At 37.0% G+C, this 15121-nt stretch carries 11 protein-coding genes; 2 read left to right on the top strand and 9 right to left on the bottom strand.

Going from position 1 to position 15121, the window contains the following annotated elements:
* Nucleotides 1-39: 39 nt before the first annotated feature.
* The 6 genes from JML65_RS00530 to secD form a co-directional block, all read right to left on the bottom strand.
* Nucleotides 40-696 carry a hypothetical protein gene (locus tag JML65_RS00530; RefSeq protein WP_237390752.1) on the bottom strand — a complete coding sequence of 219 codons (657 nt, stop codon included), beginning with the start codon at nucleotides 694-696 and terminating at the stop codon, nucleotides 40-42.
* A 72-nt stretch (nucleotides 697-768) separates the two neighbouring features.
* Nucleotides 769-1671, bottom strand: coding sequence for a helix-turn-helix domain-containing protein (locus tag JML65_RS00535; protein WP_202269590.1), 903 nt, complete (start codon nucleotides 1669-1671; stop codon nucleotides 769-771).
* Nucleotides 1672-1724: 53 nt separating this feature from the next.
* Nucleotides 1725-2945 (bottom strand): TCR/Tet family MFS transporter, encoded by a 1221-nt coding sequence (locus JML65_RS00540; RefSeq protein ID WP_202269591.1) that lies wholly within the window; start codon nucleotides 2943-2945, stop codon nucleotides 1725-1727.
* Between the two features lie 224 nt (nucleotides 2946-3169).
* Entirely contained in the window at nucleotides 3170-4438 is a 1269-nt protein-coding gene (locus JML65_RS00545; protein WP_202269592.1) for a hypothetical protein, read from the bottom strand.
* Nucleotides 4439-4521: 83 nt separating this feature from the next.
* Nucleotides 4522-5094, bottom strand: a complete 573-nt coding sequence (locus JML65_RS00550) for a hypothetical protein (protein ID WP_202269593.1) — start codon at nucleotides 5092-5094, stop codon at nucleotides 4522-4524.
* A gap of 368 nt (nucleotides 5095-5462) precedes the next feature.
* Nucleotides 5463-8357, bottom strand: a complete 2895-nt coding sequence (gene secD, locus JML65_RS00555) for a protein translocase subunit SecD (protein WP_202269594.1) — start codon at nucleotides 8355-8357, stop codon at nucleotides 5463-5465.
* A 216-nt stretch (nucleotides 8358-8573) separates the two neighbouring features.
* Between secD and JML65_RS00560 the strand changes: the two genes are divergently transcribed.
* Nucleotides 8574-9938, top strand: a complete 1365-nt coding sequence (locus tag JML65_RS00560) for a PQQ-dependent sugar dehydrogenase (protein ID WP_202269595.1) — start codon at nucleotides 8574-8576, stop codon at nucleotides 9936-9938.
* Nucleotides 9939-10095: 157 nt separating this feature from the next.
* On the opposite strand, the gene hemN is transcribed toward JML65_RS00560, so the two are convergent.
* The 3 genes from hemN to JML65_RS00575 all read right to left on the bottom strand — a co-directional run bounded on the left by hemN (nucleotide 10096) and on the right by JML65_RS00575 (nucleotide 14290).
* Entirely contained in the window at nucleotides 10096-11454 is a 1359-nt protein-coding gene (gene hemN, locus JML65_RS00565) for an oxygen-independent coproporphyrinogen III oxidase (RefSeq protein WP_202269596.1), read from the bottom strand.
* A gap of 265 nt (nucleotides 11455-11719) precedes the next feature.
* Nucleotides 11720-12733, bottom strand: a complete 1014-nt coding sequence (locus tag JML65_RS00570; protein ID WP_202269597.1) for a glycosyl hydrolase — start codon at nucleotides 12731-12733, stop codon at nucleotides 11720-11722.
* Between the two features lie 39 nt (nucleotides 12734-12772).
* A complete protein-coding gene (locus JML65_RS00575) occupies nucleotides 12773-14290 on the bottom strand; it encodes an amino acid permease (RefSeq protein ID WP_047485261.1) in 1518 nt (505 codons plus the stop codon).
* A gap of 167 nt (nucleotides 14291-14457) precedes the next feature.
* Here JML65_RS00575 and pnuC point away from each other — a divergent pair, with 167 nt between their 5' ends.
* On the top strand, nucleotides 14458-15117 hold the full coding sequence (gene pnuC / locus JML65_RS00580) for a nicotinamide riboside transporter PnuC (protein WP_047485263.1): 660 nt from the start codon (nucleotides 14458-14460) through the stop codon (nucleotides 15115-15117).
* Nucleotides 15118-15121: the final 4 nt, after the last annotated feature.

Consider the following 15121-nt stretch of genomic DNA (forward strand, 5'->3'; position numbering starts at 1 on the left):
ATAAAGAATAAAAATAGTTATAGTAAAAAATGTATACTGTTAATGAAATAGCCTGATCGCAGCAAATACGCCAAAATTCTGTTTACTTTCCTTCAATGGTCCATAGCGATCCCAATTGGCACCCAATCCAAAAGTGAGTGGTTTATAACTGACCCCAAGCCGAAGCATCAGATAACTTCGGGCGTGCCCTCCATCTTTTATAGTTTCCGAATAAAGAGCCTGGACGCGCGAATACCCTTTCCAGTTTTCGTTGATTGCAGGTTTGTATTCCAATAACATCATCCCTTCTGCTATACTTTTTTCAGAAAATCCAATAAATCTGGGATTGACAATAAGTAAAAATTCGGGAGTACTTAATGAATATAATATTCCTGCAGTGGGTCTAAGCCCGGTAGTAGGAGTATAATGCATTCCACCCAGCACCCGAAAATTTTTAATCACCTCAAAGGTTATATTCGCCTGGATCATGGCATCATTGGAACGGTCTTCATTCCATTTTGAAGAAATATTGGCAGCACTAAAAAACCCCAATCCTCTGACCTCCTGAAAACCTTTATTGATTGTCATCTGGCTAGCAATTCCCTTATTGCCGGCTAAAGCTTCAAAGACAACAGGAGGATTGGGAGCTTGTTTATTATTTTGAGAAAAAAATAATAAGGGTACTATTCCAACACTGAAAAGTAATATTTGTTTCATTTTCTAAACCATCATAATTGTACTTACAAAATTCTTAAATACAACAAGATAAGGTTAGAACATATGCATCCATTAGTAGGATAAATCAATCCCTTTTCTATATTCTGACGGACTGATACCGGTATGTTTTTTAAAAAGACGGGAAAAATAGGAAACATCTTCTATTCCCAAGACCAGAGCAACCTCAGAAACGGTATATTGAGGTAGAGAAAGTAAAGCCTTTGCCTCCATCAGAAGAGCTTCGGTGATAATCTCAGAAGCCGTTTTTCCGGTTGCTTTTTTTATTGTTTTATTCAAATGATTAGGAGAAACATTAAGCAGATCGGCATATTCTTTTACAGCATGTAAATTCTGAATCTGACTGGTTATCAATCTCCTAAATTTTAGCGCAATGGTTTCATTAACCGAGAGATTCTGCTTCGGAAGCTTTTCTATAAAATGCCGGATCTCTCCCAATAGGGTAAAAAGATACAGTCTCAGCAGTTCCATATTATCAGTGGCTGCATAAAGGCTTTCCATCTGTTGCAGGATCAGGTAAATTCTTTCCTCATGCTGCCCGTCCAGATAAAGGGTAGGATTGTTTTTAATCTCTGTATAACTCAGAATATCCTGCAGATATTTCAAGCCGGGGCCTTCTGCAATAAAATCATCGGAAAAATGGCAGTAGAAACCTTCAACATCCGGAGTGTTTTTAAGAAAGGTACGGATCTTATACGGGGGAAGAAGGATGATCATATTTTCCTGTACGGCAAACGTATCTGAACAAACCATTTTTTCAAGAAATCCTTTTTTAATAAACACAAAATCGTTTACTGTTTTACGATGGGGCTGGGAAGGAGTCTTTGCTTCACTAAGAACCTCAAGGGGCTCTATAAAAAATTCATTCAGCCCTTTTTTCAGCATAGTCTTCCCTGCCCAATCCAGATTAAGGATCGGTTTAAATTCATCCGGCTTGTATTGGGGAATACGCTTCATATCTTAAAAGTAATGATTTATTCCTTCCGGCCTTCTCTTAAAAATACAAAATTTTAGATTTTCTTTTTTTTCTTAAAAACAGAATAAGTAACGATTACACTGATGGCCATTAAAATAAATGCTAAGAAAAATGGCGCTCCGGAAAATTTAAACGGAGCTTCATCGTGAGTAAAAAAGTAGAACAGATTGGTCATCATCGGAGGTCCTATAATTGAAGTGGCACTCATCAGACTCGTCAAGGCCCCCTGAAGCTCTCCCTGTTCGTTAGCCGGAACACTCTTTGTAATAACTGATTGCAGAGCGGGACCGCAGATCCCTCCCAGACAATATGGAATCAGAAATACAAACATCATCCAACCCTCGGATGCGAAAGCAAATAAAAACATTCCCACAGCATAAAAAGCTAATCCATAGTAAATACTTTTCTCTTCTCCCAGCCTTGGAGTTGTCCACCTGATTAAACCTCCCTGTACCAATCCTACTAACAATCCTACTACCCCAAGGGAAATCCCTACCATTCTTTCTGTCCAGTCAAACTTATACATGGTGAAAAAGCTCCAGTTACTCTGTACAGCATGACCTGCTATATAAATTAAAATCAGTGCAAATACCAATCCTGAAATTTCAGCATGCTTTCCCAAGAATTTAAATGAACCCACAGGATTTGCACGCTTCCAGTCAAATTCTCTTCTTTTATCTTTACTTAAACTTTCGGGAAGAATAAAATAGCCGTAGAGGAAATTAAGCAGACATAAACCTGCTGCCGCATAAAAAGGAACCCTGGCTCCGTAATGCCCTAATACACCTCCCAGAACCGGACCAATAATAAATCCGAGACCGAATGCAGCTCCTATCATCCCAAAGTTTTTGGCTCTGTTTTCATCTGTTGAAATATCTGCAATATAGGCACTGGCAGTGGTGATACTAGCTCCTGTAACCCCTGCAATAATCCTCCCTAAGAACAGCCACCAGATACTTGGGGCTAATGCCAGAAAGATATAATCTACTGCAAACCCAAAAAGGGAAATCAAAATAATGGGTCTACGTCCATATTTATCACTCAGATTTCCTACAATCGGAGAAAATATAAACTGTGTAAACGCATAGGCAAATCCCAGCCATCCTCCATATTTTGCAGCTTCACTGATATCGGCATGAATAAGCTCCTCTATTAACTTTGGAACTACGGGAATAATGATTCCCCAGCCGGTAATATCAATAAGTAGTGTAATAAATATAAAGCTTATCGCTGTATTTTTTTTTGATTTTTCCATGATGCTGCAAAATTAATCAAATCTTAAAAATAATGATTCTAAATTTCATTATATTAAAGAATATCCTCCTGAATAATAGATCAGTACCCAAAAAAGCTTTTATTTTTAATATAAATCTTAATAATCAGCAGAAAAAAAAATAAAGATTTTTTAGAAAATAGGGAATAAAAAACCTATTTCAATATCAGCATGAAATAGGTTTTTCTAAAGTTGTGAATATTGTATTAATTGCTGTTAAGCTTTGTATAAGTCATTCTGTTGGTTATAATGCATTTAATCAGGCAGCTCTGTTTCACTGTAATCTTAACTGCATTAGTGTACTGATAAGCAGTAACATTTCCATTAAGAACAGATCTTACGCCCCGACGGTAATAAGTAGTCTGTGTAACCGGTGGCGCATCATAAGTTGCAGAAGTTGCATTGGTAATATTTACAAATGTTATATTATCTGTAGAGCTCTGCCACTGATATTCGGCAGTTCCTGTTACCTGAGCAGCTGTAACCTGTGTAAATGCCGCAGGATCATTGTTGATATCCATACATAATGTCTGATCTGCAGCAATCGTTCCCGGATTATTTACGGAATTAACAAAAAGCCTTCCTATAGTAGAAATAGCCTGGAATGAGCAGGTATAAAAACTTGATTTTGCAACCACCCTATACTGATTATTGTTAAAACCTACCGGAACATTATTGATAGCAAGCGTTGACGAAGTCACATTACTGTAATTGGTACCATTCGCCAGATCTGTCCATGTACTTCCGTTAAGAACCTGCCATTGGTAGGTAATATTTTCAGGTGTTTCATCTGTAGGGGTGTTGTTGATAACCGCAGTCATAGTGGTAGATCCACCCACTGCTACAGTTTTATCAGAAGGCTGAGATAAATAGGTCATAGGGTCTATATAATACTCAGACAGTATATTATAAACTCTCATCTGACTAAATGAAAACCCGACACCGATAACCTCTGCAAATGTTAACCGTACTTCATCCCACGCTGCCGTAGGAATCACTTTAATAATCCGACGTTCCTGATTATCTCCAAAATCAAAGAAAATATGTCCGTTAACTCCTGTACGATAAATTTCCTGTCCATTATTATAAAAGACAAAATTTCCCCCATTAAAACTGGGATTAAAGTTGAAGCCATCAGAGGCAAAGTCTATATAAACAGGTTTATTAGCAGGAAAATCAGCTCCTGTTGTTCCTACGCCTACATGCATACTACAAAAAAGACCTGCACCTGTACCCGGCTTTAAAGAAGCAAAAGAGTTCACATCAATATCTGTCATATTAGCAGGATTAGCTGCTTCTTTCCCCAGCCTGAAACATAGAAGTCCACCATTATTTGCACTGGAGGTATTAGTATCCAGTAGCCTACCACAACCACCATTCGGAAGGGAAACCATCTCCTGGGATGCCATTTTGCCAGACACAAAAAAGCATATTGCTATAAAAATATAGCCTAATATCGAATTTGTTTTCATCATTAATAATTTTAAGCAATTAATTATACGCGGAAGAATACTCATCCTTGGGTAAGGATGCTCATATGACGTTATGTCACTTAAAATTATTTGATTACAAATACAATATTAACAAAAGAACATGCGGTAGCAGTTCCAATTACATCATAGCGCAATATTCCATTAGCATCAATACTTACATTCCGTAAAACATTGCCATCAAAATCTGTTACATAATAATACAGATCCGAAGCATTCAAGAAAAAAGGAATAGCAGTGGGGGCTCCCACGCTTACAACTTTTGGAGTGGAAAACTGTGTTTTATATAATTGGTACAAATCCAGTGTTCTTCCTGTCCCTATAGTAGAGGTATCAATACTGATGGATGGCATATAGAAGAACTTCACTATATTTCCACTGATCGGCACCCAGTTTGGGCTGGCTGGTGTTCCAATATTCTGAGCTAATGCCTGTCTTTTAAGATCATAGACCAATAAACCATTCGCGGGAGTGGGTATTGTGGTAAGATCAGAAATTCGGGGGATTAATACTCCTTTATTAGAACCGGTCACATCTAACATTGCGCTTTTATCAGGACTAGCATTCCCAATACCTACCTGCGCAAAGGCAGTCCTGCTGGCAATTAATGCCGCAGCAACGAATAATTCTTTGAATTTCATATTTGCTCTGTTTTTTGCAAATATATAATAAATTAACACACATTAATCCATTACTTTGATTTATTTTCATCAAAATACAATAATTCATGAAAAACTTATAATTCACACATGTATTCATCAATAATAAAGTAATATTTTTAACAGATTAACTATTATTCATTTAAAAAATTAACTCAAACCTTCAATCAACTCCTACAAAAAATTTTAATAATGGCAAAAAACACATTTCTATCTTCCCAAAAAAGTGATGCGCATCTTACCAAAAGACATTTTGAGTTATGCAGTCTTAAGTACAGCCATCAGGTAATGACAGAAAACAAAAAAAGCCTTTCTTCCGAAAGGCTTTTACTTATTTATTGTAGTTTATATTACTTTGAAGCAAGCACTTCTTTTTCAGAAGTACTTTTTCCATGTACATCTTCTTCTTTTCCTTTTTTCAGGAAGTCATAAGCAATTGCAGATGCAATAAAGATGGATGAATACGTACCGAATCCAATACCGATTAACATCGCAAACATAAACCCTCTCAAGTTATCACCACCGAAAATGAAAATCGCCAAGATTACCAAAATCGTAGTAAATGAAGTGTTGAATGTTCTACCTAAAGTACTTGAAATAGAGTCATCAAATAATCCAGCTAATGTTAAGGCTTTCTTCTCTCTCAGATATTCTCTAATTCTGTCGAAGATAATTACCGTGTCATTAATAGAGTATCCTAGTACCGTAAGGATTGCAGCAATGAAATCCTGGTTAATCTCCATATTGAACGGCATGTATTTGTGAAGTAATGAATACGTTCCTAAAATAATAACCGCATCGTGGAATAGAGCTGCTACAGCACCTAAAGAGAACTGCCATTTTCTAAATCTAAATAAGATATAGATAAAGATACCTGCAAGAGCAGCAACAACGGCAAGAATACCATGTGTCTGAATATCGTCAGCAACTGTAGGACCTACTTTTTCAGATGAAATAATCCCTGCATGGTCTTTATCCGCGGATTTAAAATCCTGCAGAGTAAGGGTAGCAGGAAGATCTCCTTTTAATCCTTCAAATAATTTCTGCTCAATAGTCTGGTCAGCTTTTAAAGACTCATCTTCGATAAGGTAATCTGTAGAAATTTTCAACTGGTTTCCATTTCCGAAAGTTTTAGCTTCTACAGAAGAGTTTTTACCATCTTCAGTTTTGAAAATCTTTACCAATTTTTCTTCAACATCATTAGCATTAACCTCTTTATCGAATCTTACGATATAGTTTCTACCTCCTGTAAAGTCGATACCATATTTGAATCCGTGGGTAACCATAGAACCAATACAGATCACTGTTAAAACAGCAGAGATAATGTATGCGTATTTTCTTTTTCCGATGAAATCAATCCACGTATTTCTGAATAAGTTTTTCGTTGGAGGAGTCCATACAGAAAGGTGTTTTCCTTTATTTAGTCTACTGAAGATCATTACTCTTGAAAGTAATACCGAAGTAAACAATGTCATAATAATACCGATCATCAAGGTCAAAGCAAATCCTTTGATAGGCCCTGTACCGAAGAAGAATAACACAACAGCGGTCAGTAACGTAGTTGAGTGACCATCAATAATCGCACTTAATGCGTGTTTGAAACCGTCTTTATAAGCTTCTAAGATATTCTTACCGGCAAATAATTCTTCTTTCGTTCTTTCGTAAATAATTACGTTCGTATCCACTGCCATGGCCATCGTCAATACGATACCTGCGATACCAGGAAGGGTAAGCGTAAAGTCTCCGGAATCCATAATTCCGAAAATATAGAAAAGGTTAATAACCATTGCAATTACAGCATATACTCCCGCACCACCGTAATAGAAAATGATATAAACAATGATAATTAAAAATGCAATAGCAAATGAAATCATACCGGCGTTGATAGATTCCTGTCCAAGAGATGGACCTACCTGAGTAGCCTGAACTACTTTAGCACCAGCTGGCAATTTACCTGCTCCTAAAACGTCAACTAATTCTTTAGCTTCTTCCTGAGAGAAGTTACCGGAGATTTGAGTTCTACCGTTAGGAATAGCATTTACCACATTAGGGGCAGTATATACTCTACCGTCAAGAGTTACCGCAACCGGCTTCCCTACGTTTTTCTCTGTTAAAGTTTTCCATTCTTTAGCTCCTTTAGAATCCATCTGCATATCTACCACTACTCTTCCAAGTTCGTCATAGCTAATGCTTGCAGTTTCTACAGCACCGTCTACCGGAGCTTTTTGATTGATGTTACTTCTGATTGCATACAATACCAAATCGTCCGGACTTGTAGCTTCAGGTTTGTAACCCCACATGAACTGTGTATATTTAATGTTTGCAGGGCGTAAAGCCTGTCCTACTTTGCTGTTTAAAATTTTATTAACAACTGCAGTATCAGATAACTTCACATTAGCAACACCATTACTTCTTAATTTGTCAAGCTGTATAAGTTTCATGAAGTTTACATTCTTTGCAACTCCCATAGAATCTCCTTTTGCAGCAATCATAGTTGTCAAAGTCTGGAAATAAGGCGCAATTTCAGGAACCTGCTGTACTTCCCAGAACTGAAGTTTTGCAGAAGTCTGAAGCATTTTCTTCACCTTGTCAATATCCTTCATACCAGGCATTTCTACAGAAATTCTAGCAGTACCAGGTACTCTCTGAACATTTGGCTGGATAGCTCCAAGCTTATCTATTCTCGTTCTGATTACTTCGAAAGCTGTACCTACAGAAAGATCAACTCTTCTCTTTACAATACTTCTTACCTGCTCATCAGTAGTGTTATACTTGATTTCAGATAAGTTTGTATTTCCGAAAAGATCCGGATCTGCAAGCTTCAGGCTTGACCCCTTCGCTTTGTTGATTGCATCGAACTGCTCAAAAAAGTTGTCGATGTAAGATTTTGTAGAGCTTTTCTGAACTTCATCAGTCTTGTTTAAAGCCTCAATAAGAATAGGATTGGTAGAATAATTAGTTAAATCATTTACCAGATCTCTTTGGTTAATTTCCAAAAGAACGTTGATCCCTCCTTTTAAGTCAAGACCAAGCTTCATCTCCTTGTCTTTAGCTTTTGAATAATAAAGCTTTGTATACCCAAGATTAAGAGTATCTTCCTTGATTCGTTTGATCTCTTTCTCGTTTCCTTTCGCAGCTTCGATCTGCGATTCAATTTTGCTGGCGTACCAGGTTGGTAATAGCTCGTTTAAGCAAATCAACCCCAGGACAATAGCAACAATTGTAATAAGTCCTTTTCCTTGCATTTTGTTATAACTACGTTAAATTAAGTCGGCAAATATAATGATTTTCTTGTATTTTATGAATTTTTAACAACAGAAATGGTTTATTTTCAGATATATTGGTATTTCGACTTCTATTTAAGATTTAACAATTTTTTCATGGTATCTTAATGAAGTTTTCAAATTTTGAATGGTATAAAATTTTCATTCATTTATCAACACACTAACTATCAAAATATTATGAAAAAGTTACTATTTATGATCAGTATGCTTTCTTCCTTATTCGTTAATTCTCAAAGTATTAATTTGGAAGAATTTGCTACCGGACTTACCAGCCCGGTAGAGATTACAAACGCTAATGACAGCCGTCTTTTCGTGGTACAGCAGAATGGTATTATTAAAATTATCCAGCCTACGGGAGTTATTAATGCTACCCCTTTTCTTAATATCGCTTCAAAGATTGTTTTCGGCGGAGAAAGAGGTCTTTTAGGACTTGCATTCCATCCCCAATATTCCAGCAATGGCTATTTTTTTGTTTATTATAATAATCCTGCCGGAAATATTATTGTAGCAAGGTACAAGGTAAGTTCAACAGATCCCAACATTGCCGATCCCAACTCTGAAAAAATCTTACTGAATATTCCCAAACCTTTCGAAAACCATAACGGAGGAAGCATACATTTTGCTCCGGACGGAAAACTCTGGATCATCACCGGAGATGGAGGAAGTGGTGGAGATCCGCAGAATAATGCCCAAAATAAAAATTCACTGTTGGGAAAAATGCTGAGAATTGATGTAGACGCTACAGGGCCTTATAATATTCCTTCTGACAATCCGTTTGTGGGTAGCGACGGAGCCGATGAGATATGGGCGTATGGGCTCCGAAATGCCTGGAAATTTTCTTTTGACCTAACCAGTGGAAATGTACTCATTGCTGATGTGGGCCAGGGAGCTTTTGAGGAAATCAACAGAACTTCCATCACTCAGGCCGGACTTAATTACGGATGGCGTTGCTACGAAGGAAATACAGCTTATAATACTGCAGGATGTCCAGGTATTGGCACCATGACATTCCCTGTTGCCGTGTATGATCATTCCGGTGGGAAATGCTCTATTACCGGAGGGTATATTTACAGGGGATCCCAATACCCCTCTCTTCAGGGCAAATATTTCTTCGCTGATTACTGCTCTACACAAATCGGTATGCTGGATACCAATAATGCTATCACATGGTCTTCTGCTTACAGTGGGAATAATTTTTCCACTTTCGGGCAGGATTCTCAAAAAGAGCTCTATGTGGCAGCTGTCACCAGTGGCAAAATTTTTAAAATTTCAACGGGAACTTTAGGTGTACAGGAAGGCACTGCTTTAGGCAAAATAAGTATCTATCCTAATCCTGCATCCAAAGAAATCTTCATCAATGGCATTGGAGGCAAAAAAGTAAGCGCAGAAATCATGAGTACAGAAGGCCGGAAAATTTGGGAAACTGATGAAGTTGTCAATGGCAAAAGTATGGATATTTCCGCCCTACCTGCCGGAGTTTATTTCATCAATCTAAAATCAGGAAACCTGAATTCCTATAGTCAGAAATTAATTATTAAATAATGGAATAGTATTTTAACACACGCTACCAGCTATTACTTTTTAACGCAATATTCCGCAAAATATTCATACCAACTGAATAAAAACTTCATGAAAAAGTATGTCAACTAAAATTTTAAATACATAAAAAAAGCGGTTCAAAACTGAACCGCTTTTTATTTTATATCGTCATCGAGAAAATTCTCGTTTCAGGTTTATTTCTCAACATCCTAAGGTCAAAAACCATTGCAACATTTCTTGTGAATGCTCTTCCAGCCTCCGTAATTTTAACTTCATGACCATTGATTTCAACCAATCCGTCTTTTTCCATTTCCTTCAGCATTTCCAATGCATTTTCAAGTTCCGGGAAAGAGTTATGAGTATGGAAAGTAGTTTCAAGCTGGCACATCAGGTTGAGGATATGTCTTCTTACCTTTAGATCTTCCTCATCCAGAACATGGCCTTTCACCACAGGAATCTCTCCTTCTTCTACAGATTTCTGATAATCTTCCACCGTTTTCACATTCTGCCCGAAAGCATACCATGAATCTGAAATTGCAGACATTCCAAGTCCTACCATCAGCTGTGTATTGCTTGAGGTATAACCCATGAAATTTCTGTGGAGTTTTTTATGAATTAAAGACTGGTAGAGATCATCATGTTCAAGAGAAAAATGATCCATTCCCACTTCAATATAGCCTAAGTCCTCAAGCAGCTTTTTACCGTCTTCATATAATCTTCGCTTTTCTTCTCCACTAGGCAAGTCATTTTCATCGAACCCTCTCTGACCCACTCCTTTTACCCATGGAACGTGTGCATATGAGTAAAATGCAAGTCTGTCCGGTTTCAACTCCATCGTTTTTCTGATGGTATGCTCCATCGCTTCCCAATTTTGATGCGGAAGCCCAAAAACCAAATCATGGCTGATTCCTCTGTAACCAATTTCTTTAGCCCATTCTGTAACATTTTTTACATTTTCAAAAGGCTGAATTCTATTGATCGCTTTCTGCACTTTAGGATCGTAATCCTGAACTCCGAAACTTACTCTTCTAAAGCCTAGATTATACAACGTCTGAAGGTGTTCCTTCGTGGTATTATTCGGGTGTCCTTCAAAAGAAAATTCAGGATGTTCAGCAATATCTACTGTTTCAAAAATCCCTTCCAGAAGGGTTTTCAAATTTTCAGGCGAGAAAAACGTAGGCGTACCTCCTCCCAGGTGTAATTCTTTCAGCTTGGGTCTTTCATTGAAAAGAGCAAGGTAAAGATTCCATTCTTTTAATACACTTTCCAGGTAAGGAATTTCAACACTATGTTGTTTTGTAATCCGTTTATGGCATGCACAAAAGGTACACAATGCCTCGCAGAAAGGCAAATGGATATAAATAGAAATCCCCTCCTCTGCATTACTTTCATGAAAGGACCTGATTACGCTTTCTTTCCACTTTTCCGGTGAGAATGTAGTTTCATCCCAATATGGAACTGTAGGATAAGAGGTGTAACGTGGTCCGGGAATATTATACTTATCTATTAAAGAGTTCATTTCGAAAATTAAAATTTTATAAGGTCATGAAATTTAATGGTCTTAAAACTTCATTCTACAAAATTAACCATTAGTTATGAATTTTGGCCTATGAAATATATTAGGTTCTATTTTATAATGAGTCTAAATACTGTCTGTAAGGCCTTTCCTTAATAATGATAAATTCTATATATACTATTTGTTTTTTAGATATATCCATTTCCCAACAGGATATCTCTTTTGTTTTTATACCGTCAATATTTTGTTATCGTTGATCTTACATCTTTTATCCCTTCAATCTCATCACTGCAATTCTGTTTTTACCAGCAAAAACAATATGATTTTTATCGATCCATTGACAGACAAAAAAACCTTTTTCATCAGAAATCTTTTTCCATGTTTTTCCAAAATCTGAGGAATAACTGATATGCTGATCTCCTACTGCGATGATTTCTTTTCCTTTTGAACCCGGCTTAATTTTCACGCAGGTAGTATATCCTGCATTCTGCCCGGATGCCTGAATCTGCCAGGTTTTACCGCCATTATTCGTGGTAGCAATATTATTGATATTAGCCTCCTGCTTTGTATAGTCCCCTCCTACTGCAATTCCGAAATGATCATCACTGAAATCTATGGAGTACATTCCATTCGAAGATTCTCCCTGGATAAATGGAGTATTGAAGACTTCAAACTTTTCAGTTTTCAGGTTCAGTCTTAAAATTCTTGAGGTCTTACCTCCTGTTGCGATCCATACAAAGTTTTTAGTAGAAGAGATATTGGTATTACTGGCCGCAAAAGCTGCTTCCCCTTCATGCAGTGTGACTGCAGTTTTAAGCATATCCCACTTTCCATCCCTGTATATTGCCAATTTTAATCCATGATCTTTATCGGCATCACTAAATGTGTATGCCAGTTTTTCATTTACAAAGTGCAGTGCATCATAGAATGCCGTTTTTGTAGTATCAGTAAAAACAACCTGTGATTTTAAATCTTTTTTATCAATGGCAAAGAAATGAGCAGGACTTCCAATATTAATGGCATAAAAAGCGGCTTTATCCTGTGCCAGGGTTCTGAACTCAAGTTTATCTTCTGATAATATAATCTGTTTTTGGTTCTTTGGATCTTGTATGTCTACAAACCCAAACTTAGAATCTGTACCACTGTACCAAATCTTATGATCATACAGCTCAAGAGCTCTGATGCTTATTTTGTCATTAAAAATAGTTTCCATGCTTTCCACCTGCTGAGAAAATGCACAGATTCCTACGGAAAGAAATAGAATAGAGAAGATCTTTTTCATATGCTATAAAAAAAACCGCCGAAGCGGTTCTATATTAAATTAATCTACGTTTTTATATTTTTCAGGATTGTTCAGTTTACTGTTTGATTTTCCATAACTGAAATATACCACACCTCCTAAGAAAAGCCATACAGCAGAAAGTTCCAATGCATGAGCACTTAAGTTGAATATTAAATATATATTGATAAATACTCCTAATGCTACAACGATTTTATAAGCCGGAACTTTGAAAGGTCTGATCAAATCCGGTTCTTTTTTTCTCATCACCCAAACCGCAATACATACCAATGTAAATGCAAACAGAGTTCCGAAACTGGTCATATCTGCCAACGTTGAAATTGGGGTAAATGCTGCGATAAGCGCTACTATGATTCCTAACAGGATAATTCCTTTATAAGGAGTTTTTGTTTTTGGGTGAAGCTCTCCGAAAAATCTAGGAATCAAACCGTCTTTTGCCATTCCGATAAAGATTCTGGACTGTCCCATCATCATTACCATTACTACAGAAATCAAACCTACTGTAGCGGCAATCGTTACCACATTACTAGCCCAGTGTTTTCCGGCAATTTCAAAAGCATATGCCACCGGTGCTTTGATTGCATCAGGATATTTTCCTTCAGGGTTAAAATCTGTATAATGCATCATCCCTGTCAATACCAGAGATACACAAATATATAATGCAGTACACACCAATAATGAAGCAATAATAGCGAAAGGCACATCTTTTTTAGGATTAATAGCCTCCCCTGCCTGTGTAGAAACAGCATCGAAACCAATATAAGCAAAGAAGATAGCTGCTGCTCCGGAAATAATTCCTTTAATACCATAGGCAGAGACCAGATCGCCTTCAGAATTTTTAATTTTTATCTGATCAGGGATAAAAGGATTCCAGTTTTTCACTCCATCTACAGCATTGTAAAGATCTGTATTAGAGAAGATAATATAAACCCCTGCAATGATTACGAAAATAACCGCAGAAGTCTTCATAAGTACAATAAGGTTATTCGCTCCGGCAGCTTCCTTGGTTCCTTTTACCAGCAAGGCTGTAATCAGTAAAACAAGAATGAATGCAGGCAGGTTCATTGAAAAACCATCTCCTGTATAACTCGCGGGATCTGAAGTAAGATATCCCGGCAGGTGAACTCCAAAAATTTTCAAAAATTTGGTAAAGTATCCGGACCAACTCACGGAAACGGCCATACTTGCCATGGCATACTCCAGGATAAGACACCAGCCCATTGCCCAGGCAAAAATTTCTCCTACCGTTCCGTAGGCATAGGCGTAGGCAGAACCTTCAACAGGAATAATGGATGCAAATTCCGCATAGCATAATGCTGCAAAAACACAGGCAATACCTGCTATAATGAAAGAGATTGCCAGTGCCGGCCCTGCGTGATAATAAGCTCCGGTTCCGGTAAGAACAAAGATTCCACCACCGATGATAGCACCTACTCCAATTGCTGTTAAACTCCATTTTCCAAGGACTTTTTTCAGCTCACTTTTCTTCATATCTGCCTCATAGGCACTTAGCGGCTTCTTAACCCAAATTTTAGACATGTTTTTTTTTATTTATTAAGGATTTACGAAAATATAAAAATTTTACGGACTCTCATGTTTATTGACAAACTTTCGTCATTTATTTTAAATAAAAAAATCTAAAAACCTGACCGACACATTATTCAAAGTATTTTATCAAGTGTTAAATTTTGTTTATTTTTGATCGCATGAATATCTATGACCTTTTCGTCAAACCCTATGAAAATTATACAGCAGCACAGATTTTACTGGAGTCTTCAGGAGCTATTTTCGGTACTTTAAGCGTTTATTTTTCTATCAAAAAAAATATCTGGGTATACCCTACCGGCATTATTTCCACGTTGATCTATGTATATATTCTTTTTAATTTCGGATTATTGGGAGACTGCCTGATTAACGTGTATTATACCGTAATGAGTGTGTACGGATGGATCTTATGGTCTAAAAATTCCAAAGACCATGTTCATGTGGATGTTACCTGGGCAACAAAAAAGGAATGGATTTATGCAGGGATTCTTTTCATCCTGAGTTTTGCATTGGTCATTCTTATTTATTATTACAAACCCTATATTGACAATTTGGAGGGTGGTCTTGGATTATATCATTTAGATTGGGCAAATTGGCTGGATATTTTTACCACTTCTATATTTTTAGTAGGAATGTGGTTTATGGCCAAACAGCGCATTGAGAACTGGATTTTCTGGATTATCGGAGATTTTATTTGCATGCCTATGATGATTTTTAAGGGACTTGGCATCACTTCGGTTCAATATTTGGTATTTACTATAATGGCTATCTTAGGATACCTTAGTTGGAAAAAAAGTTTTAAAGAGAAAAAAGTACAATAAAGTC

Source organism: Chryseobacterium sp. KMC2, assembly GCF_016756935.1.
GTDB lineage: Bacteria > Bacteroidota > Bacteroidia > Flavobacteriales > Weeksellaceae > Chryseobacterium > Chryseobacterium rhizosphaerae.

Bases quoted from the DNA above. Each gene is read 5' to 3' on its own strand.
- JML65_RS00530 (WP_237390752.1), bottom strand. From the start codon at position 696: ATGAAACAAATATTACTTTTCAGTGTTGGAATAGTACCCTTATTATTT.
- JML65_RS00535 (WP_202269590.1), bottom strand. From the start codon at position 1,671: ATGAAGCGTATTCCCCAATACAAGCCGGATGAATTTAAACCGATCCTT.
- JML65_RS00540 (WP_202269591.1), bottom strand. From the start codon at position 2,945: ATGGAAAAATCAAAAAAAAATACAGCGATAAGCTTTATATTTATTACA.
- JML65_RS00545 (WP_202269592.1), bottom strand. From the start codon at position 4,438: ATGATGAAAACAAATTCGATATTAGGCTATATTTTTATAGCAATATGC.
- JML65_RS00550 (WP_202269593.1), bottom strand. From the start codon at position 5,094: ATGAAATTCAAAGAATTATTCGTTGCTGCGGCATTAATTGCCAGCAGG.
- secD (WP_202269594.1), bottom strand. From the start codon at position 8,357: ATGCAAGGAAAAGGACTTATTACAATTGTTGCTATTGTCCTGGGGTTG.
- JML65_RS00560 (WP_202269595.1), top strand. From the start codon at position 8,574: ATGAAAAAGTTACTATTTATGATCAGTATGCTTTCTTCCTTATTCGTT.
- hemN (WP_202269596.1), bottom strand. From the start codon at position 11,454: ATGAACTCTTTAATAGATAAGTATAATATTCCCGGACCACGTTACACC.
- JML65_RS00570 (WP_202269597.1), bottom strand. From the start codon at position 12,733: ATGAAAAAGATCTTCTCTATTCTATTTCTTTCCGTAGGAATCTGTGCA.
- JML65_RS00575 (WP_047485261.1), bottom strand. From the start codon at position 14,290: ATGTCTAAAATTTGGGTTAAGAAGCCGCTAAGTGCCTATGAGGCAGAT.
- pnuC (WP_047485263.1), top strand. From the start codon at position 14,458: ATGAATATCTATGACCTTTTCGTCAAACCCTATGAAAATTATACAGCA.